A 25,435-nucleotide genomic window follows, 5' to 3' on the forward strand; every position below is an offset into this window, starting at 1 on the left:
ATCAGGGTCGTTCCCGATACCGCGCTTGGCGTTGCCTCGCAACAATAGAAGCCATGGAAACCAACACGCTGAAGCGCATGTGGGAGACCCGCCCGCCCCGCATCCCGCAAGACCAGGGCGGCAAGGCATTCATCGGTGGTGTCTGCGAAGGCATCGGTGCCCGCTACCAAATCGACCCAACGCTCATCCGCGTCCTGTTCGTCGTATTGTCAATCGCCTTCGGCGGTGGTCTGTTCCTTTACCTGTTGTGCTGGATCAACATGCCCCGCTTCGGGCTGACCCGCACCCCAGCAAGTTCGATCGCCACCCCGAAAGAGCAGCTGACCAAGGTAGAGAAGAAAGAGCGCGACACCGGCTGGCTGCTGCTCCTCGGCCTTGTTATCTTCTTCCCCTCAGTCGCCGTTGCCAGCGACCTGCGCGGGGTTTTGGTCACCTTCGCGCTCTTCGCACTTGGTTGGTACCTCGCCTACCAGCGCCAGCCGGAAGTGCCGGAGGGACTCGTGGTGGGCGTGAAGTCGCAGACAAGCAAAGGCCCTGTTGTGGACACCTCCCACTTGACCGTGCCGGACGGCTACGAACACCCCGGGCAGAAACCACCCGCATGGGATCCACTCGGCGCGGCACCGGGACTGTGGCACCTGCCGGACCCTGTCGAGCCGGCGCCGGAGCGTGCGCAGACAAAGAAGCGCTACTGGCTGTGGATCCCCGTCACACTGGTGCTGACAACGGCAACATTCTGGACAATGCTCGTGGTTAGCCAACTTCGCATCGGCGCAATCGGCAACTACGGCGTTGCAAATGTCTCCGCCTACTCCGCGGAGGCTATACCGGAATTTAAACACAACATCGGCGAAGCTCGGATCGACCTCACCAAGCTCGAGCCACTGAGCGAGCCGAAGACAATCAACATCCGCAACGGCGTCGGCAAGATCGACCTCAAGCTTCCCAATCACATTCCCGTCGACGTCAACTGCAAAGTGACCATCGGCGAAGTCGCATGCCCCGAAGAACGACAAAACGCGGACACAGACAGCGCACTACTCACGATTAACGTGTCGGAGCGCGTCGGATCCGTGTCCGCGTACTACGCCCGCGAGGACGCGGGCGAAGGAAACTGACTTACTCCCACTCGATGGTGGCCGGCGGCTTGGATGTTACGTCCAGCACCACGCGGTTGACGTCGGCCACCTCGTTGGTGATGCGGGTAGAAATCACCTCAAGGGTCTCATACGGCACACGCACCCAGTCTGCAGTCATCGCGTCCTCGGACGCGACCGGGCGCAGCACGATCGGGTGGCCGTAGGTGCGGCCGTCGCCCTGCACGCCCACGGAGCGCACATCTGCGAGCAGCACCACTGGGCACTGCCAAATCTGCTCATCCAAGCCGGCGCGGGTCAGCTCCTCGCGGGCGATGGCATCGGCGGCGCGGAGGGTTTCCAGGCGCTCCTCGGTGACCTCGCCAATAATGCGAATCCCCAGGCCCGGACCCGGGAACGGCTGGCGGTTCACAATCACCTCAGGCAAGCCCAACTCGCGGCCAACCGCGCGAACCTCGTCTTTAAACAGCAGACGAAGCGGCTCTACCAGCTCAAACTCCACGTCTTCCGGCAGGCCGCCGACGTTGTGGTGGCTCTTAATGTTCGCGGTACCAGTGCCGCCGCCGGACTCCACCACGTCCGGGTACAGGGTGCCCTGCACCAGGTAATCGACGTTTTTGTCGTTTCCGGATTCTGCAAGAATCCCGGCAACCGCACGCTCGAAGGAACGGATGAACTCCGCACCAATCGCCTTACGCTTGGCCTCCGGCTCGGTCACACCGGCCAGCTTGTTCAGGAAGGCCTTGCGCTCATCCACAGTGACCAGCTTCGCGCCGGTGGCGGCGACAAAGTCCTTCTCCACCTGCTCGCGCTCACCCTGGCGCAGCAGACCGTGATCCACGAACACACAGGTCAGACGGTCACCGATAGCGCGCTGCACAAGCGCCGCAGCGACGGCCGAATCCACACCACCAGACAGGCCGCAGATGGCGTAGCCGTCCCCAACCTGGGTGCGAACCTGCTCAATGAGCTGCTCCGCGATGTTGGACGCAGTCCAGTTCTGCTCCAGGCCAGCGATCTCGGTAAGGAAGCGGGTCAGCACCTCCTGGCCGTGCGGGGAATGCATAACCTCCGGGTGGTACTGCACACCAGCAAACTTGCGCTCTACGTTCTCAAACGCAGCAACCGGCGCACCCGCGGTCGAGGCAGTGACCTCGAAGCCCTCCGGCGCCTGCGTCACGGAATCACCGTGAGACATCCACACCTGGTGCTCATCCAGGCCAGCGTGCAGCACGCCGCCGTTGACACTCATGGTGGTGCGACCGTATTCGCGGGAGCCGGTCTTGGCAACCTCGCCGCCCAACGCCTGCGTCATCACCTGGAAGCCGTAGCAAATGCCAAAAATCGGCAAGCCCAGCTCAAAGATTTCCGGATCCAGCTGCGGGGCGCCCTCGGCGTACACCGATGACGGACCGCCGGAGAGCACCAGGGCCACCGGATCCTTCGCTTTAAGCTCTTCTGCCGTGATGGTGGAGGGAACCACCTCCGAGTACACGTTCGCCTCACGCACGCGCCGCGCGATGAGCTGCGCGTATTGCGCGCCAAAGTCCACTACAAGTACAGGTCTCACGCTTTCAAATCCTAACTGATGCCACCCACAATCCCCCAGACGTGTTCTGGCCATGCATAATCCATGCATGAAAACCGTCCGTCCCACTACCCCGCCGCAGGGTATGGCCATTGCTTGCATTCTTGGTTCATGCTTGTCGCTGCAGTTCGGAGCAGCTCTTGCTACGCAGTTGTTTCCGGCAGCGGGGACGTGGGCGACGGCGTCGCTACGCCTGCTCATTGCCGCACTTATCCTCTTCGCCTTTGCACGTCCGCGTTTCTGGGAGTGGAGCGCCGCCCAATGGCGCGGCGTGTGCCTGCTGGGACTGACCATGGGTGGGATGAACGGATCGTTCTACGCCGGCATTGCCACCATCCCCCTCGGCACCGCGGTGACCATCGAGTTTCTCGGCCCCCTGCTGCTTGCGGCGGTGCTTTCGCGCTCGCTTCGCGACGCCACCTCCGTCGCCCTCGCCATGATCGGCATGGCACTACTTGCCGTGGACTCCTTAACGGGCGACCCGCTGGATCCCAAAGGCGTGCTCTTTATCCTCATCGCAGGCGCATTTTGGGCGGGCTACATGATGGCAAACAAGCATGTGGGAGCCCTAGTGCCCGGCCAAGGCGGCCTTGCGGTGTCGCTCGCCGTGGGCGGGTTGATCCTGATGCCGCTGGGGTGGCGTGGATCCGTTTCCATTCTCACGGATTTCTCGCTGCTCTGGCTAGCCATCGGCACAGCGATCTTGGCGTCTTTGATCCCCTATTCGCTGGAGCTCATCGCCATGCGCCAGCTGCAACCAAACGTGTTCGCTATCTTCATGGCCTTGGAGCCAGCATTTGCCGCCACCATCGGCTGGATCGTACTTGGACAAGGCCCGAGTCTGCTCAAGATCGCCGCAATCGCGCTGGTGATCTTGGCGTCTGTAAACCAAAGCATGGGCGGGCGGCGCTTCCGACGCCGCCGCAGGTAGCGGCCCCCCAGGCAAGGGCCACTACCCAGCCACTACCCAGCCACTAGATCGTCGGCCGAACCGCCAGCTGCGCCTTTTGGAAGGCCTTGACCGTGGTGTAGCCACACTTCGCCATGATCCGGCGCAGGCCACCAATGAGGTTCAAAGTGCCCCAGACATCATTCGACGGGCCGTGCAGGACCACCTCAAGCGGGTAGTGATTTTCTGCAAAGTCGACCTGGATGCCACCACGCGGGTTGCGCGGGTGCGCTGCCTGCGGCTCCCAGTACGCGCCCTTGCCGGCGGCCTCCTCGGCGCACGCCAGCGGGCGGCCAACCATCACAGCATCAGCGCCACACGCCAACTCCACAGCAATCTGGCCCGCCGTGTTTACATCACCGTTAGCAACGATATGCACGTAACGGCCTTCCGTCTCATCCAGGTAGTCGCGCCTAGCTGCCGCGACATCTGCAATCGCGGTGGCCAACGGCACGCCGATGCCCTGCAGGCCAGCGCTACCGCTGCCCACAATCACACCAGCCACACCCGCGCGCATCAGGTGCATCGCCGTGGAGTAGTCATAGACACCACCTGCGATCACCGGCACCTCAAGCGAGCCGACGAACTCCTTCAAGTTCAGCGGCTCCCCGCCCTGCTGCACATGCTCTGCGGACACCAGTGAACCCTGGATAAACAGGATCTCTGCACCCGCCGCGAGCACCACAGGCGCCAGCTCACGGGCGTTCTGCGGGCTCACGCGCACCGCAACGGTCACCCCAGCGTCACGCACCTGGCGGATGCGCTCCGTCAGCAGGTCCGTATCCAAAGCCTGCGCATGCAGACGCTGCAGCGTCTCCACAGCCTGCGTCTTGGACGCCTCATACTGCAGGTAGTCCTTCCGGGAGTTCATCGTCTCCGGGTACTGCGTCTTACCGGTCACCTCTGCAATCGCATCTGGAATAGAGGCACTACGCCCCCACAGACCCTCAGCGTCAATCACACCCAGGCCGCCCTGCTTGCCCATCTCAATGACAAACTCCGGGCTTGCCAACGCATCCGTCGGATACGAAATGATCGGGGAATCAAAGGTGTACGCATCCACATGCCAAGTGGTGTCAACGTCCTTGGATGAGCGGGTGCGGCGGGTGGGGACCAACGTGACGTCGTCAAGCGAAAAAGCCCTCCGAGCGTCCCTGCCAATACCAACTTCAACAATCTCGCGCATGATACTCCTAACCGCGGTAGTTCGGGGCCTCGACGGTCTGCTTAATGTCGTGCGGGTGCGACTCACGCAAGCCAGCCGTGGTGATCTGCACAAACTGCTTCGTCTGCAGCTCTTCAATCGTGCCTGCACCGGTGTAGCCCATCGCCGCACGCAGGCCACCGACGATCTGGTGCGTGATCGCGTCCAGCTCGCCGCGGTACGGCACGCGACCTTCAATGCCCTCCGGCACCAGCTTGTCCTCGCTAGCAACGTCAGCCTGGAAATAGCGGTCCTTAGAGAAGGAACGCTTCTCACCCGTCAAGCCACGACCCTGCATCGCACCCATGGAACCCATGCCGCGGTAGCGCTTGTACTGCTTGCCACCAACAACGACGATCTCGCCCGGGGCCTCAGCGGTACCAGCAAGCATGGAGCCCAGCATGACTGACGACGCACCAGCCGCCAACGCCTTCGCCACATCACCGGAGTGCTGCATGCCACCATCAGCAATGATCGGCACACCCGCCTTCTTCGCCGGCACCGAAGCCTCCAGAATCGCTGTGATCTGCGGCGCACCAACACCAGCAACCACGCGCGTGGTGCAGATGGAGCCCGGGCCAATGCCAACTTTGATCGCGTCCGCGCCAGCATCCACCATCGCCTGCGCCGCAGAACGGGTAGCCAAGTTGCCGCCAATCACGTCAACGCGATCACCGAAGTCCTTCTTCACGCGGGAGACCATCTCCAGCACGCGGTTGTTGTGCGCATGCGCGGAATCCACCACAAGCGCGTTCACGCCGGCCTCAACCAGCAGGCCCGCACGGTCATAGGAATCCTCGCCGGTGCCCACACCGGCGGCAACCAGCAAGCGACCCTCAGCGTCCTTCGACGCCAACGGGTACTGCTCGCTCTTCACAAAATCCTTCACCGTGATCAGACCAGCAAGCGTGCCATCAACAGTCACGATCGGCAGCTTCTCTACCTTGTTCGCCGACAGCAAGTTCAGCGCCTCGTCCTTGGTCACGCCCTCACGTGCAACCACCAGCGGCATCGGGGTCATAACCTCAGCAACCTTGCGGCTAAAGTCCCGCTCAAAGCGCATGTCACGGTTGGTGATGATGCCAACGAGCTTGCCAGCACCATCCACCACCGGCAGACCAGAAATACGGAAACGAGCGCACAACGCATCGACATCAGCCAGCGTCATCTCCGGCGTGGCCGTCACCGGGTTGGTGACCATACCGGACTCAGAGCGCTTCACAATGTCAACCTGCTCGGCCTGCTCCTGCGCGCTCAAGTTGCGGTGCAGAACACCAATACCGCCCTGGCGCGCCATGGCAATAGCCATAAGCGACTCAGTCACCGTGTCCATCGCCGCCGACGCAATCGGAATACGCAACGAAATGTTGCGGGTGAGTTGCGTCGAGGTAGACACCTCAGAAGGAACGATGTGCGACTCCGCGGGGAGCAGCAGCACATCATCAAACGTCAAGCCTCGAAGGAGGACTTTTCCCGGATCATCGCCACCAGTTAGTACACGCTCATTTGCCATGTAGCCATGATATTAGAAGTAAGGGCCAGGGCATAGTCGAGATGTTTTCTTTAGCGGCTAGTCTGGTCTTCGTGAACTACGACGACATGATGCCACTCGACCCGTTCGCGGACGACCCGAACGACCCGGCATCGTTCATCGAAGATGACGAGCCGTTCGAGCCACTTAGTGACCAAGAGCGCGCCGAAGTCCTCCAAGACCTAGGACATGTGCGCGAATGCAAACTCCGCCTGCGCCCACGCGGCATCCAGGGAATCTTCTTCCAGTGTGAAGACTGCGAGCAGATGCACTACTACGACTGGGAAATCATGGAGCAGAACATGCTCTCAACCCTGCGCGGCGAGCTGCCCCCAGTGCACGAACCAAGCGCAAGCCCCAATGTTGAGGCATACGTGCCCTGGGATTACGCCATGGGCTTCCTCGACGGTCTTGACGCGCGCGGGCGCTAACTGGGGCTTTCTATCCCGGATCCTCTATCGCGCGCTACTGTCCCGGGACCGCTGGCACAACCGGCGGCACCGTCACGCCACCCGGGTGGTTTGGTTGTCCATCCGGCTGCGGGTTTTGCGGTGCACTGTGCCCCGGACTCGGCTGCCCCGGTTGTCCCGGCTGGCTCTCAGGCTGGGAGCTTTGGGAATCCTGGGCGTGCCCAGGGGTGCCCGGCTGCCCAGGCTGTCCGGACTGCGTCGGCGTCGGCGTCGACGAGCTTGGGGTACCCGTCTGCGAGGAAGGCACAGGCTGATTCACAGTCTCCGTCTGCGTCACGGTCACGGCCACAGTTACCGTTTCAGTGACTGTGTGCGGGGGCTCCGCCGGCTTTTCTTCCCGCTGCACATGTTCCTCAGCAGGCTGCGCATCCGCGTTGTTCACCGCCATCGCATCGACAAGCTCCCGCGCCTGGATCAGCAGCTGCTCAAGGTAATCAGCGTCACCGCCTTGGCTTGCTACCTCGATTTCTTCCAGGGTGGAGGCAAGCTCAATGGCTGCGGTGTTGCCGGAGCTCATGCTTGTCGACGGCTCCCGCAACGACGAGCCCTGCCCCAGATCAAGAAACGCAACACCCCCACCGACGACCAACGCCGATGCCGCCGCAGCGCCAATGAGACCAGCTGCCCACGGGTTCATCTGCTTAGGAGATGCACTCCCGCCGAAGGTACGCCTCTTAGCGGTAGCTTCTGCGCGACCCCCATCAATCGCTGTGAGCTTCGGAGCGGACACGTGCTCAACGCTGGGTGCGTCCGGCATCGGCTGTTCAACCTCCGCCCGCAGGTCCAAAAACAACCCAGCGAGCGGGTCTGCCCCATCGGAGGGGTCAACACCGCGGCCGAGCGAGTCTAAAAACGCGTCAGTGTCATTGACGTGTTCAGCCTGCGGCGTCGCATCATTCTCAAACTGCCCCGTATCGCGGCCTGTCATTAGTCTCGGTCCTGTTCTTCCAAAGCCTCACGCAGCTTCGCCAGTGCCCGGTGTTGGGCAACTCGCACGGCCCCGGGGGTGGACCCCACGGCCTCAGCTGTCTCTTCTGCGGACAGGCCCACGAACACCCGCAAGATAATGATGTCTCGAGCCTTGTCACCTAGTTCATCGAGCAAACCCCTAATTTGGTTACTACCGTCTGCTTCCAGCGCAAACATTTCGGGGGTAGCGCCGGTATCAACAGTGTCCGGCACGTCTTCCGTCGGTGTGAGTCTGTCTCTGAAAAGGCTGCGGTGCGCATCCGCAACCTTGTTAAACGCAATGCCGTATACGAATGCCATGAACGGCTTACCCATGTCTTGGTACTTGTCTATTGAGGTTGCTACGGCCAAGCAGATTTCCTGCGCGACATCCTCAGCCGTTGGCATCCGGCCACCACTGATGCGTGCACGCGCATACCGCAGCACCTGCGGATGAACGATTCGGATGACGCTTTGCAACGCCCGCTTGTCTCCAGCGGCGGCAAGCGGAACAAGGCGCTGCAGCTCATCCTCTGCATCCGGCTGGGACACGGCGCTCCTCTCCTCCTCGCTCACCTCGTGGGGGCGGCCAATACATCTTCGAACACAGTACCGTTGTCTGTATTTTCACACCAGCAACCGCGCCGAACATAAACGGCCTTTCGCGGTAGCCCCATAAGGGCCTAAAACGCCTGGGTAACAAGAATTCTCCCCGAATTTACCAACCCTTAACCTTTAGCGAAGGCGCAGCTTACAAGCATTTTTTCTCCAGATTCTCCGGTGGGGTCAGGTGCTCGTTACCGCGGCTTCACCAACCGTTTACCAAAGCGGAGCACACTGCTACATCGGCTGTACGAAAGCAGATTGAAGGAGCTTTAAGACTATGTCCCTGCCAAGCGCACTTCCCGGGCCAAACGCAGACTTCTGGGATTGGCAGCTACACAGCGCCTGCCGAGGAGAAGCATCTGAGATCTTCTACCACCCCGACGGAGAGCGTGGCCGTGCCCGCGCGCAGCGTGAAAACCGCGCCAAGGCTATCTGCTTCCAGTGCCCGGTGCTCTCGCAGTGCCGCGAGCATGCCCTGCGTGTAGCGGAGCCCTACGGCATCTGGGGCGGCATGAGCGAGTCGGAGCGCCAAGCGATCCTGCGCAAGTCCCGCGGCGCCGCCCGCGTGCCTGCCGCGGCGGCATCCGCGAAGTAAAGCGACAACCAGTAAAAACCAAAGCCCCGCTCAACCAGTTCACAAAACCGGTGAGCGGGGCTTTCGCTTTTAGTTTGGGCGTTGAGCCGGAGAAACTAGTGCATGTGGCCGTGGTGGCCGCCAGCAGCAGCTGGTGCAGCCTCTTCCTCAGGCTTGGTCACAACGGACGCCTCAGTGGTCAGAATCATGCGAGCAACCGACGCAGCGTTAACCACTGCGGAGTGGGTAACCTTCACCGGGTCGATAATGCCCTGCTCAATCAGATCACCGTACTCCAAGGTTGCAGCGTTGAAGCCGGAGCCATTAGGCATCTCTGCGGTCTTGGACACCACTACGGCGCCATCAAGGCCAGCGTTCTCAGCAATCCAGAATGCCGGCTTGGTCAGTGCACGAGACACTGCCAGCACACCGGTCTTCTGCTCTCCTTCAAATTCCTCAGCGAACTGCTCAAGTTCCTTCGAAATTTGCACCAGGGCGGAACCGCCACCGGCGATGATGCCCTCCTGAACCGCGGCGCGCGCGGCGTTAATAGCATCCTCGACGCGCAGCTTGCGCTCGTTCATCTCCGTTTCGGTGGCTGCACCGACGCGGATCACAGCGACGCCGCCGGAAAGCTTGGCGAGGCGCTCCTCGATCTTTTCCTTATCCCAGGAAGAGTCGGTGGTTTCCACGTCACGACGCAGCTGGTTACGACGCTCCTCCACAGCCTCTGCGGTACCGGCACCGTCAACGATGACGGTCTCATCCTTGTTCACGGTCACGCGGCGGGCAGAACCCATGTGTTCCACGGTGGCGTCCTTCAAGTTCACGCCAACCTCCGGATCAATGACTGTAGCGGCGGTAACCACTGCCAGGTCGTCCATGAATGCCTTGCGGCGCTCACCGAAGTATGGCGACTTGACGGCGACAACTTTCAGCGTCTTGCGCAGGGTGTTAACCACCAGGGTCTGCAGCGGCTCGCCCTCAATATCTTCAGCGATGATCAAAAGCGGAACGTTAGATTCCGCCACCTGCTCCAGCACCGGCAGGAAGTCCGGTAGGGAGGAGATCTTGTTGCGGACAAGCAGCACCCGAGTGTCTTCGAGAACGGCCTGGCCAGCGTCCGGATCAGTCATGAAGTACGGGGACAAAAAGCCCTTGTCAAAGGAGATGCCCTCTGTCAGATCCACGTAGGAATCGATGGAGGTGGACTCCTCGACGGTAACCACACCGTCCTTGCCCACCTTGTCCATTGCGCCGGAGACCATCTCGCCAACCTCCGGGTCCCGGGAGGACACGGTGGCAACGTTGGCGATCTCCGTGGTGGAGGACACGTCGGTTGCGCGGTTCAGCAGCTCCTGGACAACCTTCTCGGCTGCGGCACGAATGCCATTGTTCAGCTCGATCGGGTTCGCGCCCGCCGCCACGTTGCGCAGGCCTTCAGCCACCAGCGCCTGCGCGAGCAGGGTTGCGGTGGTGGTGCCGTCACCAGCAATGTCGTTGGTCTTCACAGCCACGGACTTCACCAGCTGAGCACCGAGGTTCTCAAACGGATCTTCAAGATCAATGTCGCGCGCGATGGTCACGCCGTCATTGGTCACGGTCGGGCCGCCCCAGCTCTTGGACAGCACCACGTTGCGGCCGCGGGGGCCGAGAGTGACCTTGACCGCGTCTGCGAGCGTGTCCACGCCGCGCTGGATGCCCTCGCGAGCCTCCTGGTCAAATGCGATCAGTTTTGCCATATCGGGCGCAGCCCCTTACTTCTCAACAACAGCGAGCAGGTCACGCGCGGAAAGGAGCAGGTACTCCTCGCCACCGTACTTCAGCTCGGTACCGCCGTACTTGGCAAACACGACGGTGTCGCCTTCCTTGACATCCAGAGCCACACGGTTGCCGTTATCGTCCAGTCGGCCCGGGCCGACTGCAACCACGACAGCCTCCTGCGGCTTCTCAGCAGCGGAGTCCGGGATAACCAGGCCGGATGCGGTGGTGGTCTCAGCCTCGGCGATCTGCACCAAAACCTTGTCATCGAGAGGACGGATGTTGACGTTTGCCATGATAGGTACTTGACCTTTCGTCTCTTAAGCGTTTAGAAAGTGTTCGCGGTTATTCCCATGTCGCGCAGCCGTCGTCGCGGGTGAACAACTGTGCTCGAGACAACCCGTTTAGCACTCTACCGTCGCGAGTGCTAAGTGACAACAACGCCGCTCAAACCCGGCCTAATCCTGCGGCGCACCCATGTTGAGCACCGCGTTTTCCCACAGCTGAAACTCCTCTGGGTTGTCGTCCCGGTAGTGACGTGCGGCGCGGATGGTCCGTTTGATTTCTTCCACGATGTCGTCGTTAATGCTGCTGCCCTTACGGCCGGTAAAAATTACCGGGCCGGAAATCGCGGTTACCGGGTCCTGCAGGAAGCTGGGGTTGCCGGTGGCTGCATGGTTTTTCGCCAGGGAGGCAACTGGGTTCGGCTGCGCGCGGTCTTCGCGTGCGGACGGCGAGTAGATCGCCTCGAATTCCTCCTCCGGTTCCATGAACGCCACACGCACGGTGTCAATGACCACGGGTCCGAGGAAGTGATTGGCGTCTGCGAGGTCGAACACGATGCGTCGATACGTCAGATCCGGGTTAACAAGCAGGCCAAAACGCTGGTCGTCTCCATGCATGGCGGGGTCCTTTCGCAATCAGGCAAAGCATGAATCCACAACAGGCTAACTGCACAAAGGCAATCCCGCTCGCTAACGTTTCCAGACAGTCGACCTGGCGTTAGACCAGCGGTACCTCAACCTCAAGCGAAGTGTCGGTCGCCGCACCCAGTCCGGAGGGCTGCGCGCCCTCATGAATCAGCTGGGCGGCAAGCGCCGCGATCATCACGCCGTTATCCGTACACAGGCTAAACCGTGGCACGCGAAGTTCAATCCTGTGCTCGGCGCACCGTTGTTCTGCCAGCTCACGCAGTCGCGAGTTCGCCGCAACTCCGCCACCCAACAGCAGCGTGCGCGCGCCAGTGTCCTCGCAGGCCAGCACGGCTTTCTTCGTCAGCACGTCACACACCGCCTCTTGGAAGGATGCGCACACGTCCGGCACGGAGTACTCCTCGGCAGATTCCACGTAGCGCGCCACCGCAGTCTTGAGCCCGGAGAATGAAAAGTTGTAGCGGTGCTCCCCGCGCATGTCCTCAGCCTTGGTCAATGCTCGCGGCAGGGTAATGTTCGGCGTTCCAAGGGCACTTTGCTTATCGACGACCGGCCCTCCCGGATACCCCAACCCCAAAAGACGCGCGACCTTGTCGTACGCTTCCCCGGCTGCGTCATCAAGCGTGGAACCGAGCTCGCGCATGGGCTTGCCAACGGCATCCACCTCAAGCAGCTGCGTGTGACCTCCGGACACCAAAAGCGCAATGGAGTGCGGCAACTCCCCTTCCCCGTCCAGGTTGGCCACCGCAACGTGCCCGCCTAGGTGGTTGACGCCGTAAAACGGCACGCCCCAAGCGGCGGCGTACGCCTTCGCAGCGGACGCGCCCACCAACAGTGCCCCGGCAAGACCCGGGCCCACCGTCGCTGCCACCGCATCAGGTTTTTCAATGCCTGCTTCTGCAAGTGCGGCCTCCATCACCTGCGGCATCGCCTCCAAGTGCGCGCGCGAGGCGATCTCGGGTACCACGCCACCGAAGACGGCGTGCTCCTCCATAGAAGAGGCAACCTTATCCGCAAGGATGGTCATCGTGCCGTCTGCTTCCAGACGCACAATGCCCACACCCGTCTCATCACACGAGGACTCAATACCAAGCACAATCATTGGGAATCACCTTTCGTGGCAGCGGGCTGGGTGGTGGCAGGTCGGGTCATAGTAAATGCATCCGCCCCAGAGGGCTGATAGTAGGCCTTGCGGGTGGCAAGGGTGTAAAAACCGTAGCTTTCATACAGTGCGATCGCGGGCGCGTTGTCGGTGCGGACCTCCAAAAAGATCGGTCCACCCAGAAGGTCCGCAGTGTGCACAAGCTGGTCCATCAGCGCCCGCCCAATGCCTTTGCCCTGGTGCGCGCGATCCACGCCGATGGTGTGTACTTCAAACTCTGGGTCATTGCGAGGCCCCAGCATGGCGAGGCCCGCGTAGCCGACCAAAAGCTCTTCCCCGGCTTCTTCCCCGGGCAGAAACGCCCCAACATAAAACGTGTGAGGGGCGGCAAACTCGGCGACAAAGGCCTCGCGTGACCATGGGTTGTCGTTAGCAAAGAGGTCGGCTTCGATGTGGGCGACCCGCGTTGCGTCGTCAAGCACAAGCTCCCTGATGATCATTTGGGGGGCACCGCATCGGGCCTGCGCAGATACAGCGGCACCAGCGGGGCCGGCGGGGCAGTGAAGTCCGCGGCCGCAATCAAGCCAGCTGTGCGCGGGCCGAGGTAGGTGACCTCGCCTGCTGCGACCTGCAGCTGATCACGGAGATGCAACGGGCAGCTGAGCACGTCGACCGACTCCACAGTAACAGCAGAAGGCGCGCACACGTCAGGGCCCGCCACGCGCGTGCCGCGCTCATAGTGTGCCCAGTACACCTCGCGACGGCGCGCATCCGTCACCACCAGACACGAGGGGGCCTCAACCGTCAGCCCTGTCGCATCGTGTGTGACCACACCGTAGACGGGAATCTTCAACGCCTGTGCAAATGCGGAGGCTGAAGCCATGCCCACCCTCAGGCCGGTAAACGGGCCAGGCCCGCAACCAACCACCACAGCGTCAAGGTCCGCGTAGGTAACGCCTGCTTTCCTCAGCATGGCCTCGACGGTGGGAACCAGCAGCTCGTTGTGGGCACGAGTGGCCTGAGCGGACTCCGCCAGAACGGTTAGCGCCCCATCTTTGCCACGCTTTGCAACACCAACGACCAGCTCAGCCGTCGCGGTGTCAATAGCCAGAACGAACTTGGGATCAGGCATTACTGCGCAATACCCAGCTGCCACTGGCCATCCGAGTAGAAGAACGGCATGCCAGCGTCCATAGGGTAGGTCTCAGTGTGCGGGGTGGTGCAGATATTGATGTCATTCAACGCAACCTGGTCCAGTCCCACCTGGGCGTCCACATTGTGCGGCAAAAGCAACACGTAGCCGTAACGGCCGTTCAGATCCATGGTCGGATCAAGCTCAAACGCCTCCAGCTTGGCGTTGATCAGCTCCGGCGGCTCATTCGGGCACAAGATGGTGTAAGCAGCGTACGTATCGGTGTCATAGACCAAGGCCGGGTTGACCAGGTTCGCCACAACAGCACCGCTGTTGGGGCGCGCCCCCTCAAGGGAAGTGGTCAACGAGTTGGTAGGAGCGATCTGCACCTCCGCCGCCTCAGGGCGAGACTGCGGGATAAAAATCAGGCCGATAAGGGCAACAATCCAGGCTGCGACAGCAAGGACAACCCAATTGCGCTGCGTGTTGGAGAGATTCAGCATGCGCTCCAGCCTACAACCCGCCGCCACAGGCAGTGAACCAGGTGATCACACGGCCTTCAGATTCCGGGTCTTGCTTAAACAGCGTTTCCCGATCCAGCTTGATAAGCAGGTATTTCGACGCGATCTGCTCCACCAGCCCCCCGCCCCACTCGGCGACAACCACCGCATCATCCAAATCCGTATCCAAATCCAGGGCATCCAGCTCCCCCAGCGGATCCCCGCTGCCGCCCTCACCAACCAACCGGTAGGCGTCCACGTGCACCAGGTTTGGCCCGCCCACGGTGGAGCGATGCTCGCGGGCAAGCACAAACGTCGGACTTGTCACCCTGCCCTTGACCTGCATGCCAGCAGCAATCCCCTGGGTGAGGGTGGTTTTGCCGGCGCCCAGTGGACCGTCCAAAATTACCACATCGCCGGCCTTCAGCGCGGCCCCCAGTTCGCGGCCCAACGCCTGCGTTGCAGCTGCGTCCTCACACACGCGGCTGCCCTCGGCAGGAAATGACGCTTTCATAGATTTCCTTTCAACAGTGCCTTTCAACAGTGCCTTTCAACAGTGCTCAGTCAGCGGTACTCGCGGCGGGTGCGGCCCTTCGGTGAGCACAACACCTCATAGTCAATGGTGCCAATGCGGCCGGCAAGCTCGGTGGCGCTCATCCCGCCAGGGCCGAAGATCACGGCCTCATCACCAGCCGTGACCTCATCCTCGTTGGCGTCTAACCAGATCACCATCTGATCCATACACACGCGCCCCACCACGGGGTAACGCTTGCCACGCACCGTGATCTGCAGGTGCGGCTGCCATGCACGCGACACACCATCGGCATAGCCAGCGGGAACCACAGCGGTAAAACCGTCGCGCGGCGCGTGCCACGTCAACCCATAACTGACTGGTTCGCCCTTGCCAATGTGCTTGACCGCCAGGATGTCAGCCACCCACGACATCGCCGGGTGCAGACCCTTATCTGTGCCTGTACCCTGCCCCACGATCGGATCCATACCGTACAGGCTGAGCCCGGGGCGGACCTGGTCAAAGTGCAGGTCCGGGCGCGACCACGTCGCCGCCGTGTTAGCCAAGTGGTTACACGAAAGCTCCAGGCCCGCCGCGCGTCCACGGCTGATCGCGGCGCGGAATCGCTCCGCCTGTGTATCGGTGTAAGGATCTTGCGGGTTGTCCGCATAAGCCAGATGGCTCATCAACCCCTTGACGCGGATGCTCCCGGCGCGCTGTGCCTCAGCTGCCAACGCGAAGACTTCCTCCCACGCGTTTTCATCGAAACCGGAGCGATGCATCCCAGTTTCCACTTTGAGGTACGTGGTGGGGGTAAACGGGGCGTCGATAAGCCTGTGCAAATGCTCCATCGTGGGGGCTGCAAGCTCGATGTCTTCCGGGATGTCGTCGCGCAGGTCCCACAGCCAGCACATGACCGGCAGGCTGGTGAGGCTGCGCGCCTCGCGTGCCTCTGCAAGGGTGGCCACACCGAAGGCGTCAGCACCGTTGGCTTCCATCACCGGAACACAGCGCGCAACCCCGTGGTTGTAGGCGTCTGCTTTGACAATGCACACCAGATTCGCGTCGCCTGCCTGGCGTTTCAACAGGCGGGTGTTGTGCGCGATTGCGTCAAGATCAATGCGAGCAGTCAAACTCATGCGTTCATTACAGCAGGTGCACCGCGCCAAGCACGACCAACATCACCGACACCGCCCATGTTGCGGCCAATGAGACGGTTTTCGGGTTTGCGCGTGCCCACTCAAATGCTCGCCCTGCCGCAGACTTCGGCTTCGCACGCACCCACCCCACCAGCAGGGCACACAGCGTAGGCAGCGACAGCGCAACCGTGGCATACAGCGGAATCGCCGCGTAGCGCTGCACCGGCTCAATCCCAGCCGCCGACAGCAGCGCCAGCCCGCCATAAAACGGCACTGAAGTCGCCGATTGCACCAGCCCCAGAACCACACCCGTGAGCACTGTGCTTATCGACGGCACCGCCAACGGCCCCATCACCTTCTGCACAAGACCCGCGTTATCGCCTCCCCGAAGAGCCAGAAGGCCAGTGACAACGCCGGTAGCGATCAGCAACATGCCGAACACTGGGCCCTCGACGAAACGCTGGACGGCGTCACCCAAGCCGTCGAAAATCAGCAGCATCAGCGCCGCCAGTAACGCCACTCCCAGCCAATCGCCCGCAATCAACAAGCCTGTGACCTTGGCGTATCTGCGGTTTGCTCGAGGCGCCACAATGCCCACGGCCACGATGACTGCAATAAGCAGCAGGTTGACCGAGTCAATGAAAGCAAGTGATAAGGCGCCTAGCATCCATGCCACCCTACGCGGCTTTCCGGCAGAAACATATGCCAAATCAAGTAGAGTTGCCCGTGTGTCTGCGAACTTGAAGCAACTTTCAGAACTGTCCAAGCGCGGCCCGCACCGTGTGATGGAGGGCGACCTTGGCCACACCGGCCTGCCCGGCAAGGTCTATGCACCCGCCAAAGGCAAGGACCTGCCCGCTGTCGCATTCGGCCACGACTGGCGCCGTGACATCGGTGCATACACCGAGACGCTTCGCCACCTTGCCAGCTGGGGCATCGTGGTGGCGGCACCTGATACTGAAACCGGTTTGAGCCCTGATCACGCTGGCTTTGCCGCAGATTTGGAAACCACACTGCAGATCCTCGGCGGTGTGCGCATGGGAGACGGCAAGATCACCGTCTCCCCAGGCAAGTTGGGGCTTGCTGGCCACGGCATGGGTGGCGGTGCAGCAGTGCTCGCAGCAGTTGGCAACGACAAGGTCCGCGCAGTGGCACCCCTCTACCCGGCAAACGTGGCACCGTCTGCAATCGAGGCGGCACGCCGCGTGTACGTACCCGGCATGATCGTGGGCCCAGGCGAGGACGCCAACTCCCTGTTCAACCCCGGAAACCCGGCCAAGCTTGCCTACAACTGGGCCGGCCAGGTTTCCTACCGCACGGTGAAGAAGGCCACGCAGCAGGGCTTTTCCAAAGACGGCCTGGGAATCCGCCTGCTGGGTCTTGGCTCAAATGACAAGAAGAATCAGGAAACCACCCGCGCCCTGCTCACCGGCTTCTTGCTACACAAGCTTGCCGACGAGAAGAAATACGCCGCGTTTTCGGACGCGGAGGCCACCGGTAAGAACGTGGACTCTCTCATCGGTGCAGACCTCGCTGAGGCGGCAGGCATCGCCCGCGACGACAGCAAGTTCTCCCTGTTCTAGCTGGCTTGTGTTCTAGCTGGCTTGTGTTCTAGCTGGCTTGAGCCGGCCTAGCGCTCGCTTCTGCTGAACCTCTGCTGGAGCCGGCCTAGCGCTGGCTTCTGCTGAACCTCTGCTGGCCTTCTGCTTGTCTTTGCTGGTCTCTGTTTGACCCGGCTGGCCCCTGCTGACCTTCTACTTGACATAACGTTTATGTGCTAGGAGGGCGGACGGACTCCTAGCATACAACGCAAAAATGGCCGAAAGTCTGCACATTTCACCTGGGGAAATAGAGGGCGGTTTTCATTGTCTGCTAGGAGTATCCCGCCGTCCACTAGCAGACATTGTAAAAGCCCAGCGCAAGCCCAGCGCAGCGCAAGACCAGCCAGGGGACGCGAGGATAAAGATGAGAATGCCGATTTGCAGGGTGCGTCGGCATCACTACAAAACCCCAATCCGGCTACGGAGCAGGAGCAGGGCCTCGAAAGCGGGAACATACGCGTTGACGATCCATGGCAGGTGGACCGCCGCGGCAGTGAGTTCACGCTGGATACTGGGCAAAGCGTGATCCACGATCGAGTCATCGAGCACCAGCATCAGCTGGGCCGTCGCGATGACCAACAGCGGAATCATTCCACTACCTGGTTTTTGTTATTGCAGGCACAAGCTCTCCTGCTCCATAGTCGAAAAAACCTTGTTCAAGCCATGGCCGTCCCCCAAGAAGGCGACACTGACGGGTAATCAAGGACATTGATACCCCTACCCCGTATAGATAAGCGAGAAGCGACTGTCAGGGAGGGCTTTTGGCCCGGCCGCTCGGACCTTTCTGCCCGCCCCCACTCCAGAGAACACGTGGACGGTTGCCGAAAGCCGCCCTGGACGGCCGCTGCCAGCATTAACCGCTGCTGCAGGCCTCTTTCACCCCGCCCTCCCCAACCTCTCGAGGAAGTACACCTAGCCGACTTTAGCTATCTGGCTTTTCGGACTCAGTGTCGGGGCCTTCCCGCCGCAGCACCGAACGCACCCGGCCCTGTCTCTGTTTCTCATACAGTTTGCGCGGCAAGGTGTAATCCCCCCGCGGGATATACACAGGACGCTGCGGATACAGCTTGCGTGCAATTGCATGCTGCTGCGCAGTGACCTCCATTGTGCGCTGCGCGGCCTTGATCGCCGCCTCAAAGTCCTGCAACCGTTTCGCAGTACGACGCTGATATCTTTCAGCAAACTCGGCGAAATCCATTACCACTCACCCACCTTTTTGCTACCCCAATTTTCGTCCGTGTTTGGCACGTGCGGCTGATTCGGCGCCGGTTTAGGGGCCGAAGTTTCTTGTGGACCCCCCGCGTCCGAGCCGTGTGAAGCAGCCTGTGTGTTCATCATTCCAAGTTTTTCCTGAGGAGGTGCCGGTTCCGGCACATCTGCTAGATGTGGAGGAGGCGTAATTACCCCATCACCCACCGGCGGCTGCGGAGTTGGTGCAGGTGGTGGCGCAGGTGGTAGCCCCGGAGCCGGCTCCGGGGCGGGGGTAGGCGGCGGGGTTGGTTCAGGGGTTGGTTCCGGTGCTGGTGGCGTACAGCACTGCTCGCCACAGACGCAGTGCGCCGACTCGGTCAGTGTTTCAGCGAAAAACTCGATGCATCCCAGCACCGCAGCGACACCCATCTGACCAAGCGGGCCGCAGGCAACGTTGGCCGGTGCACACTCGGGTGCAGGCTGCGGGTGAAACTGAGAAGTGACGTCGCACCCCACCGTGTTTGTCAAAGAGCTAACAACGGTTTCCAGCCCCTGCCCCAGATTCACGTCGGTATTGATCCCGCCATTGAGTGTGAAATCAAACTCCAGGTTCACTGGCATGTTCACGGGCATATTCACGGAAGCGGGCACAACCTGGGTCAGCCTTTCCAAGGTAGGGATCACCTGCTTGGCTACGTCAGCGACACCGCCCTCCGGAGCCGGTGGTGGTGGTGCAGGCACCGGAGCTGGTGGTGGTGCAGGCACCGGAGCCGGTTGTGGCGCTGGCGCAGGTCCAGGCGCTGGTGCCGAAGGCGGGCAGGGGTCTGCTTGGGGTTCCGGCTTGAGCGCAGGCACAGAAGGCGGGCACGCACAATTGCCATACTGCACCGGCGCCTGGGGCTGTGTTTCTGCGGCAGTGCAGATATTGTTCGCAATTTCATCCAGGGCGATTTCTACCGTGGTGTTGCAGTCTTGCAGGGTTTCAACCGAGCCGCGCATGGCATTGATCACCAAATCCGCGGCAACCGGAACGAGACTGCTAAAACCTGCATTCAGTAGGGTCTTCAGCATCCCCGCAGGTGGCTGGAGAAGCAGCTCCACACCAACCTTCGTGCTCTCCTGCACTGTTTCGATGCAGTAGCAGCACTGCGCAATGCGGGTAGCGACCTCGTCGCGACGAGCAAAGTGTTCCTTCTCCATCTTCACGTCTTTACACTCGCGCTCCGCGATGCCTTCGTTTTCAAACCAACGCCGTGCAAACCCAGGCTCCGGCAAAAGACCCGCCTGGGGTGCAAGCGCCAACCCGATTCCCCGCAACGCATCCGCCGCAGCAAGAAACGTGCGCAAATCTTGCCCCTCGAACTTGTTCAGCAGCAGCATCAGATCCGTTGCCAGTGACGCCGCGTGCGCACGCTGATCAGCACGCACCTGTGGCGAGCTATCTAACAAACTCACCACGTTTTTGATCTCTCGGCCAAGCGTGCTTAGCACGCTGCCATTAGTTGCCGTGCTCACAGCCCACTCACCCGCCAAACGCCGCGGAACCAGAACCATCTTGGTTTTCCACGTCAGCCACCAGTGCCAAGATGCTGTTCCACGTACCCCTGCGGTTGTCTAGGTAGGACAGCGTTGTGCTGTGGAGGGTCTCCAGTGCGCTCACAATCCGTGCGCCCTGGGCAGCAAAACCCTCGCCGAAGTCAACGGCGCGCACATGTACCTTCTCCCGGTTTAGTTGCGCTGCGGTTTCTTCATACGTTGCCATCGCCGCGCCGAAGCGCGAACGGAGCTCTTCAGTATCTAGTTCTGGGCCCCAGTGTGCCTCCATGCGCAAACCCCCAATCCTGGTATTGAAAAATCCTTCCTCATATTCAGACTGCGAAAAAGGCCCGCTGGTTCCCTGCCTGGCAGAAATATTTTTCTCCACAAGCAATACAGGGATCCGAGCGGACCTACACCTGACTAAAAATGAGGCCTTCGCCCCCAAGATGAGCTGCGCTACACAGCTGCGACTACCGCTGCCAGCGCACCTGCGACCTTGCGCGCGTGCTCCTCGTCGGCTGCTTCCACCATGACGCGGAAGAGCTCTTCGGTGCCGGACGGGCGAAGCAGCACGCGGCCGGAGGAACCCAGCTCCGCCTCAGCCTCGCGGATAGCTTCCTGGACCTCGACTGCGTCCATGATTTTGCCCTTGTTGGACACCGGTACGTTGATCAGCACCTGCGGCAGGACCTTCATCACGCTTGCCAGCTGCGCCAAGGTCTTGCCGCTTTCCGCCATGCGGGCCATGAGGCTCAGGCCGGTCAGTGTGCCGTCGCCAGTCGTGGCATGTGCCGGGATCACCAGGTGGCCGGACTGCTCGCCACCGAGGGAGTAGTCGCCGCGGCCAAGCTCTTCGAGCACGTAGCGATCCCCCACCGCGGTTTCTTTTAGCTCAATGCCCTGCTCCGCCATAGCCAGCTTCAGGCCAAGGTTGCTCATGACCGTGGCTACCAGCGTGTTGTCGTGCAGCGCGTTGCGTTCCTTCATACCGGTGGCCAGGATCGCCATGATCTGGTCACCGTCCACAATGTTGCCCTCGGCGTCCACAGCAAGGCAGCGGTCCGCGTCACCATCGTGGGCAAGGCCGATGTCGGCGCCGTGCTCCACCACGGCCTCCTGGATCTGCTCCATGTGGGTGGAGCCGGAGCCGTCATTAATGTTGAAAGCGTTCGGCTTGTTAAAGATGGCAACCACCTCAGCACCCGCAGCAGCATAGGCCTTCGGTGCCACCTGGGAGGCTGCACCGTTAGCGCAATCCACCACAACCTTGATGCCGGACAGGTCAGCAGAGACCGCCTCTTTCAGGTGCGCCAAGTAGCGCTCCTGCGCATCCGGTGCCTCCTCAATAACGCGGCCGATGCCGGTGCCGGTCGGTCCCGTCTCATCCAGCTGCGCCATCGCAGCCTCAATCTCGTCTTCCACATTATCCGGCAGCTTCTTGCCGCCGGCAGAGAAAAACTTGATGCCGTTGTCCGGCATCGGGTTGTGCGAGGCGGAGATCATAACACCGATGTCGGCGCCGTAGTCGTCGGTAAGAAATGCCAGGCCCGGGGTAGGGATAACGCCAACGCGCAGCACATCCACACCCTTCGACGCCATGCCAGCCGCCATCGCCGCAGCCAGCATCTCACCGGATACGCGCGGGTCGCGGCCAATTAGCGCAGTCGGCCGGCGGCTCTCGGAGCGACGGTTCTGGGTCAGTACGGTCGCGGCCGCTGCCCCCAGTTTCAGTGCCATCGGGGCCGTCAGCGCTTCATTAGCCAGGCCGCGGACACCATCAGTTCCAAAAAGTCGAGTCATGCGTTTCATTATGCACGCCCCCTTCTGTCTCAGCCCCATCATTCAGCTGTTTCGCTTCACAGCAGCCGGCATCCACGTTGCTTCTTTCCGTAGCTTGGCGGATCTAGGCACAGGGCAACACGGCCGCGAATGCCTTCGACACCGTCTACCCTGGCGCCGGCGCGACGATCGGCCAAGGCATAGTGGCGGGTTGGATCATTGCCAACCATGCCAAGAGCGCCTAATGCAGGGAGGAGCTGACTCGCGCAGGTAAGCAAAAGCGCCACCACCCAGGAAAATGGGTAGCGGCGCTTTTGTACGTACTGCAGTAAGTGCCAGCGATTAACGCTTGGAGTACTGTGGTGCGCGACGTGCCTTGTGCAGACCAGCCTTCTTGCGCTCCACTGCACGAGCGTCACGGGTGAGCAGGCCAGCCTTCTTCAGGGTGGTGCGCTCAGCCGGGTTGTAGATGTTCAGTGCGCGGGCGATAGCCAGGCGCAGTGCACCGGACTGGCCGGTCGGGCCGCCACCGGAGATGTTGGCCTTGATGTCGAACTGTCCCTCGCGTTCAAGCAGCGTCAGCGGGGTCAAGATGTCCTGCTGGTGCAGCTTGTTCGGGAAGTAGTCCTCGAACTCGCGGCCGTTAACGGTGATCTTGCCTTCGCCCTCAACCACGGTGACGCGAGCGATTGCGCGCTTACGGCGGCCAACGGTCTGGATCGGGCCCTCGTGCAGCTGCACCGGCTCAACTGCCTCGGCTGCCTCGTCCTGCTCAGGAGCGATAGCGTCGGCGATGGTGTAGTTGAACTCCTCGGTTGCAGCGGTAGCAGCGTCGATGTCGGTGTCGAGCGCCTCAGCTGCGGTTTCCTCGGTGTAGTTGTTCTGCTCGGTCATTACTGTGCCACCTGCTTAAACTCGTAGGTTTCCGGCTTCTGAGCAGCGTACGGGTGCTCTTCGCCGACGAAGACGTGAAGCTTCTTGATGGACTGGCGGGAAAGCTTGTTGTGCGGCATCATGCCCTTTACAGCTTCCTCGATCACGCGGTCCGGACGCTCGTCCAGTGCGCGGCCGAGGGTCATGGACTTCAGACCACCCGGGTAGCCGGAGTGGCGGTAGCGCATCTCACGATCGCGCTTGTTGGACGAGATGTGGATCTTGTCAGCGTTGATCACAATGACGTGGTCACCGGTGTCAACGTTCGGTGCGTACTGCGGCTTGTGCTTACCGCGCAGGATGTCTGCAACGGTGGAAGCGAGCTTGCCCAGCACCACGTCGGTCGCGTCGATGACGTACCACTTACGGGTAATGTCACCGCTCTTCGGGTGGTAAGTAGACATGCATGACTCCTTAAAGTCTGTCTAGATGGCTGCCGGCCAAATCAGTTCAAACATGTGCATCTTGCTTATCGACGGCGGCCGGTGGAGACCCGACGACAACCACGCACGACACACAGATGGATAACCTTACGTCATACGAGGTACATCCACCAAACCCCTAAAAGAACAGTGCCCCGCCCACCAGCCGAACCGGAGTTCATGAATGTTATGGCCAGTGTGCGAGGCGCCGCCTCCCCCATATTTTGTTGTGTCCCCCTTCCCCCCCGCTCCCCTTGCGTCCACGGCCCCCCATAACCCGTGCACCAAGGGGAAGTCTCAGCCGTTAGCCCCAGCTGTTGGCTGCGGCGTTGTTGACAGCCATCATCTGGTTGTTGCCCTCATCGACGGTCTCAGCGATCTGGTTGAGGATGCGATTGAGGTCTTCAGCCGCCTGGTCCCACTTCGCCTGGTGTGCGTAGTAAGCGTCGCGGGCTTCGCCTTCCCATGTGTCCGTCATCGGCTTGATGATGTCTTTGAGATCCCCCAACTGACCATTGATGCGCTGCGCGGAGGAGCGGATGTCCTGCGCCGTATTGGAGATCTGGGCGAAGTTGTACTTGATCTGCATGATGAAAGTCCTTCTCTACTCGTTTGCTCTGCTTGGTTACAGCGCCAGGCCAGGGGTGGCGGCGATGCGGTCGATGTTGTCGGTGGTGGTCACGTCCGTGTTCTCGAAGTTCTTTGCGTTGTCACGGATGTTGTTGGAGATGTCGCTGAGCGCCTCCGTCAAACGGCGCTGCGCATCGTCGTACTTGATCATTAACTGGTCGAAGCTCTGCTGCGCGCGGCCCTCCCAGGAGCTGCGGACAGACTGCGCCACATCCTGGATGCGGTCGATTTCACGGTTGACATCTGCGTTGACGTTGTCCGCGTGGTCCGCGGTGGAGCGCATAACGTCGGCTTCGGTCTTGAATTGGCTCATGGTGGTTTCCCCCTTGTAGGTGTTAGGTGAGAACAGCCAGTATGCGATGAACTGTTCACTTATTTGGACTGTCTAAAAGCCCTTCGGGTTCCATCGTTTTGCAAAAAACTTTCTGAAAACCCTCTGAACAGCTAAAACTCTGGGAAAATTTTTTGAAACTCGCCTGATTTTAGCCAGTTTTCCAGCCCTGTTTTAACCCGTTGCGGGCGGTGAGAACTCGGCAGAGTCGAATGCCATGCGGCACGTTGCTTGTTGCACGGTTGTTGGTGCGGTGCGTGTGTGGCACGCCACGAAGATTCGGTAGTTGTCGTGCAGCCAGGTCTTCCACCGCACCTCGGAGCCGTCACCGGGAAATTCGAGGTAAGTCAGCGAGTGGCCATCTGTATCCACCAGCTGCGGTTCCGAGTCCGCCTCAATGTCGCGTAACACCTCCTCCACCATGGTGTGCGCCGGCAGGTTATAGAGCAGCTCCACCGCCATGTGCAGGCGGAGCCCGGATCCAGGCTTCTTTAAAAGCAGCGTCATCACCGCACGGTAATCCGTCATACACGGACTCCTTCCAGTCACACGCCGCACCCGAGTGGTGCGGCTACCGGAAGTATCACCCCATACGATTACAGCTGCTACCAGATACTCACTGAAGCTCTACCAGATACTCACGACACTGCTACCAAATAGCCGGTCGCAACAATTTCACTTCGATCAGGCTCAGGCAACATCACAACCCTCCTTTTCTCTGCTACTTCGCCCCCCTGCCCTCTAGTCCTGCACTCAGCTAGTTACGAGGTCGGCAACGCCACAATGCCGACTTGAAGCGTTTGCGCTACGCATCAGATCTTGCATGCGTAGTTGCTGGCCTTGTCGTCCCACGGGCAGCTCAACCGCAAACGCTTCGCTACTCCACGGAAACCCGAAGCGTCCCCGAAGCAGCACCAAGTACGTGCAAAACCCGGTACCACCTACGCGGACAGCAGGTACCAACT

At 61.0% G+C, this 25,435-nt stretch carries 30 protein-coding genes; 5 read left to right on the forward strand and 25 right to left on the reverse strand.

The window, feature by feature from the left end:
* Positions 1-53 precede the first annotated feature (53 nt).
* Positions 54-1,118, forward strand: a complete 1,065-nt coding sequence (locus tag HMPREF3101_RS08315; protein ID WP_070464320.1) for a PspC domain-containing protein — start codon at positions 54-56, stop codon at positions 1,116-1,118.
* Between the two features lies 1 nt (position 1,119).
* Here the strand turns inward: HMPREF3101_RS08315 and guaA are convergent, their stop codons facing one another.
* Positions 1,120-2,721 carry a glutamine-hydrolyzing GMP synthase gene (gene guaA, locus HMPREF3101_RS08320; protein ID WP_083280175.1) on the reverse strand — a complete coding sequence of 534 codons (1,602 nt, stop codon included), beginning with the start codon at positions 2,719-2,721 and terminating at the stop codon, positions 1,120-1,122.
* A gap of 13 nt (positions 2,722-2,734) precedes the next feature.
* On the opposite strand from guaA, the gene HMPREF3101_RS08325 reads away from it, so the two are divergent.
* Positions 2,735-3,616: an EamA family transporter gene (locus tag HMPREF3101_RS08325; RefSeq protein ID WP_070464323.1), complete on the forward strand. Its 882-nt coding sequence runs from the start codon at positions 2,735-2,737 to the stop codon at positions 3,614-3,616.
* Positions 3,617-3,659: 43 nt separating this feature from the next.
* Here HMPREF3101_RS08325 and HMPREF3101_RS08330 read toward each other — a convergent pair whose 3' ends face one another.
* Positions 3,660-4,820, reverse strand: coding sequence for a GuaB3 family IMP dehydrogenase-related protein (locus tag HMPREF3101_RS08330; protein ID WP_070464325.1), 1,161 nt, complete (start codon positions 4,818-4,820; stop codon positions 3,660-3,662).
* 7 nt (positions 4,821-4,827) lie between these two features.
* A complete protein-coding gene (gene guaB / locus HMPREF3101_RS08335) occupies positions 4,828-6,351 on the reverse strand; it encodes an IMP dehydrogenase (RefSeq protein ID WP_070464326.1) in 1,524 nt (507 codons plus the stop codon).
* Positions 6,352-6,392: 41 nt separating this feature from the next.
* On the opposite strand from guaB, the gene HMPREF3101_RS08340 reads away from it, so the two are divergent.
* Entirely contained in the window at positions 6,393-6,800 is a 408-nt protein-coding gene (locus HMPREF3101_RS08340; protein ID WP_070464328.1) for a DUF5319 domain-containing protein, read from the forward strand.
* Positions 6,801-6,834: 34 nt separating this feature from the next.
* Here the strand turns inward: HMPREF3101_RS08340 and HMPREF3101_RS08345 are convergent, their stop codons facing one another.
* Together HMPREF3101_RS08345 and HMPREF3101_RS08350 are read right to left on the reverse strand one after the other, a co-directional pair.
* Complete coding sequence (locus tag HMPREF3101_RS08345) at positions 6,835-7,767, reverse strand: hypothetical protein (RefSeq protein ID WP_070464330.1); 933 nt, start codon at positions 7,765-7,767, stop codon at positions 6,835-6,837.
* The gene (locus tag HMPREF3101_RS08350; RefSeq protein WP_070464332.1) at positions 7,767-8,339 is read right to left on the reverse strand and encodes a sigma-70 family RNA polymerase sigma factor; all 573 of its coding nucleotides are present in this window, start codon (positions 8,337-8,339) and stop codon (positions 7,767-7,769) included. Before HMPREF3101_RS08350 ends, HMPREF3101_RS08345 begins: the two co-directional genes overlap by 1 nt.
* A gap of 331 nt (positions 8,340-8,670) precedes the next feature.
* On the opposite strand from HMPREF3101_RS08350, the gene HMPREF3101_RS08355 reads away from it, so the two are divergent.
* On the forward strand, positions 8,671-8,988 hold the full coding sequence (locus tag HMPREF3101_RS08355) for a WhiB family transcriptional regulator (protein WP_070464333.1): 318 nt from the start codon (positions 8,671-8,673) through the stop codon (positions 8,986-8,988).
* A 95-nt stretch (positions 8,989-9,083) separates the two neighbouring features.
* Here HMPREF3101_RS08355 and groL read toward each other — a convergent pair whose 3' ends face one another.
* From groL to HMPREF3101_RS08405, 10 genes are all read right to left on the reverse strand, one after another.
* Complete coding sequence (gene groL, locus HMPREF3101_RS08360) at positions 9,084-10,709, reverse strand: chaperonin GroEL (RefSeq protein WP_070464335.1); 1,626 nt, start codon at positions 10,707-10,709, stop codon at positions 9,084-9,086.
* Positions 10,710-10,724: 15 nt separating this feature from the next.
* Entirely contained in the window at positions 10,725-11,024 is a 300-nt protein-coding gene (gene groES / locus HMPREF3101_RS08365; RefSeq protein WP_070464337.1) for a co-chaperone GroES, read from the reverse strand.
* A gap of 162 nt (positions 11,025-11,186) precedes the next feature.
* A complete protein-coding gene (locus HMPREF3101_RS08370; RefSeq protein ID WP_070464339.1) occupies positions 11,187-11,630 on the reverse strand; it encodes a hypothetical protein in 444 nt (147 codons plus the stop codon).
* Positions 11,631-11,730: 100 nt separating this feature from the next.
* Positions 11,731-12,762 carry a tRNA (adenosine(37)-N6)-threonylcarbamoyltransferase complex transferase subunit TsaD gene (tsaD, locus tag HMPREF3101_RS08375; protein ID WP_070464341.1) on the reverse strand — a complete coding sequence of 344 codons (1,032 nt, stop codon included), beginning with the start codon at positions 12,760-12,762 and terminating at the stop codon, positions 11,731-11,733.
* The gene (rimI, locus tag HMPREF3101_RS08380) at positions 12,759-13,262 is read right to left on the reverse strand and encodes a ribosomal protein S18-alanine N-acetyltransferase (protein ID WP_070464342.1); all 504 of its coding nucleotides are present in this window, start codon (positions 13,260-13,262) and stop codon (positions 12,759-12,761) included. The genes tsaD and rimI overlap by 4 nt, the downstream gene beginning before the upstream one ends.
* Complete coding sequence (tsaB, locus tag HMPREF3101_RS08385; RefSeq protein ID WP_070464344.1) at positions 13,259-13,894, reverse strand: tRNA (adenosine(37)-N6)-threonylcarbamoyltransferase complex dimerization subunit type 1 TsaB; 636 nt, start codon at positions 13,892-13,894, stop codon at positions 13,259-13,261. The genes rimI and tsaB overlap by 4 nt, the downstream gene beginning before the upstream one ends.
* The gene (locus HMPREF3101_RS08390) at positions 13,894-14,397 is read right to left on the reverse strand and encodes a hypothetical protein (protein WP_070464347.1); all 504 of its coding nucleotides are present in this window, start codon (positions 14,395-14,397) and stop codon (positions 13,894-13,896) included. The genes tsaB and HMPREF3101_RS08390 overlap by 1 nt, the downstream gene beginning before the upstream one ends.
* 10 nt (positions 14,398-14,407) lie before the next feature.
* On the reverse strand, positions 14,408-14,908 hold the full coding sequence (gene tsaE / locus HMPREF3101_RS08395; protein ID WP_070464349.1) for a tRNA (adenosine(37)-N6)-threonylcarbamoyltransferase complex ATPase subunit type 1 TsaE: 501 nt from the start codon (positions 14,906-14,908) through the stop codon (positions 14,408-14,410).
* 50 nt (positions 14,909-14,958) lie between these two features.
* Positions 14,959-16,044, reverse strand: a complete 1,086-nt coding sequence (gene alr / locus HMPREF3101_RS08400; RefSeq protein WP_070464351.1) for an alanine racemase — start codon at positions 16,042-16,044, stop codon at positions 14,959-14,961.
* Positions 16,045-16,051: 7 nt separating this feature from the next.
* Positions 16,052-16,711 (reverse strand): hypothetical protein, encoded by a 660-nt coding sequence (locus HMPREF3101_RS08405; protein ID WP_070464353.1) that lies wholly within the window; start codon positions 16,709-16,711, stop codon positions 16,052-16,054.
* A gap of 61 nt (positions 16,712-16,772) precedes the next feature.
* On the opposite strand from HMPREF3101_RS08405, the gene HMPREF3101_RS08410 reads away from it, so the two are divergent.
* Positions 16,773-17,627 (forward strand): poly(ethylene terephthalate) hydrolase family protein, encoded by an 855-nt coding sequence (locus tag HMPREF3101_RS08410; RefSeq protein WP_070464355.1) that lies wholly within the window; start codon positions 16,773-16,775, stop codon positions 17,625-17,627.
* Between the two features lie 417 nt (positions 17,628-18,044).
* Here the strand turns inward: HMPREF3101_RS08410 and HMPREF3101_RS08415 are convergent, their stop codons facing one another.
* The 10 genes from HMPREF3101_RS08415 to HMPREF3101_RS08460 all read right to left on the reverse strand — a co-directional run bounded on the left by HMPREF3101_RS08415 (position 18,045) and on the right by HMPREF3101_RS08460 (position 24,998).
* On the reverse strand, positions 18,045-18,236 hold the full coding sequence (locus HMPREF3101_RS08415) for a hypothetical protein (RefSeq protein WP_070464357.1): 192 nt from the start codon (positions 18,234-18,236) through the stop codon (positions 18,045-18,047).
* 331 nt (positions 18,237-18,567) lie between these two features.
* Complete coding sequence (locus HMPREF3101_RS08420; protein WP_070464359.1) at positions 18,568-18,843, reverse strand: hypothetical protein; 276 nt, start codon at positions 18,841-18,843, stop codon at positions 18,568-18,570.
* On the reverse strand, positions 18,843-20,351 hold the full coding sequence (locus tag HMPREF3101_RS12305) for a hypothetical protein (RefSeq protein ID WP_210386189.1): 1,509 nt from the start codon (positions 20,349-20,351) through the stop codon (positions 18,843-18,845). The genes HMPREF3101_RS08420 and HMPREF3101_RS12305 overlap by 1 nt, the downstream gene beginning before the upstream one ends.
* Before the next feature lie 7 nt (positions 20,352-20,358).
* The gene (locus HMPREF3101_RS08430; RefSeq protein WP_070464362.1) at positions 20,359-20,661 is read right to left on the reverse strand and encodes a hypothetical protein; all 303 of its coding nucleotides are present in this window, start codon (positions 20,659-20,661) and stop codon (positions 20,359-20,361) included.
* 170 nt (positions 20,662-20,831) lie between these two features.
* A complete protein-coding gene (gene glmM, locus HMPREF3101_RS08435; protein ID WP_070464380.1) occupies positions 20,832-22,175 on the reverse strand; it encodes a phosphoglucosamine mutase in 1,344 nt (447 codons plus the stop codon).
* Positions 22,176-22,496: 321 nt separating this feature from the next.
* Complete coding sequence (gene rpsI / locus HMPREF3101_RS08440) at positions 22,497-23,048, reverse strand: 30S ribosomal protein S9 (RefSeq protein WP_052205342.1); 552 nt, start codon at positions 23,046-23,048, stop codon at positions 22,497-22,499.
* A complete protein-coding gene (rplM, locus tag HMPREF3101_RS08445) occupies positions 23,048-23,491 on the reverse strand; it encodes a 50S ribosomal protein L13 (protein ID WP_052205343.1) in 444 nt (147 codons plus the stop codon). Before rplM ends, rpsI begins: the two co-directional genes overlap by 1 nt.
* A 322-nt stretch (positions 23,492-23,813) precedes the next feature.
* Positions 23,814-24,098, reverse strand: coding sequence for a WXG100 family type VII secretion target (locus HMPREF3101_RS08450; RefSeq protein ID WP_052205344.1), 285 nt, complete (start codon positions 24,096-24,098; stop codon positions 23,814-23,816).
* Between the two features lie 36 nt (positions 24,099-24,134).
* On the reverse strand, positions 24,135-24,452 hold the full coding sequence (locus tag HMPREF3101_RS08455; RefSeq protein ID WP_070464366.1) for a WXG100 family type VII secretion target: 318 nt from the start codon (positions 24,450-24,452) through the stop codon (positions 24,135-24,137).
* A gap of 192 nt (positions 24,453-24,644) precedes the next feature.
* Complete coding sequence (locus tag HMPREF3101_RS08460) at positions 24,645-24,998, reverse strand: type VII secretion-associated protein (RefSeq protein WP_070464368.1); 354 nt, start codon at positions 24,996-24,998, stop codon at positions 24,645-24,647.
* Positions 24,999-25,435 lie beyond the last annotated feature (437 nt).

Origin of the sequence: Corynebacterium sp. HMSC29G08, assembly GCF_001806875.1 — a bacterium.
Classification (GTDB): Bacteria; Actinomycetota; Actinomycetes; order Mycobacteriales; family Mycobacteriaceae; genus Corynebacterium.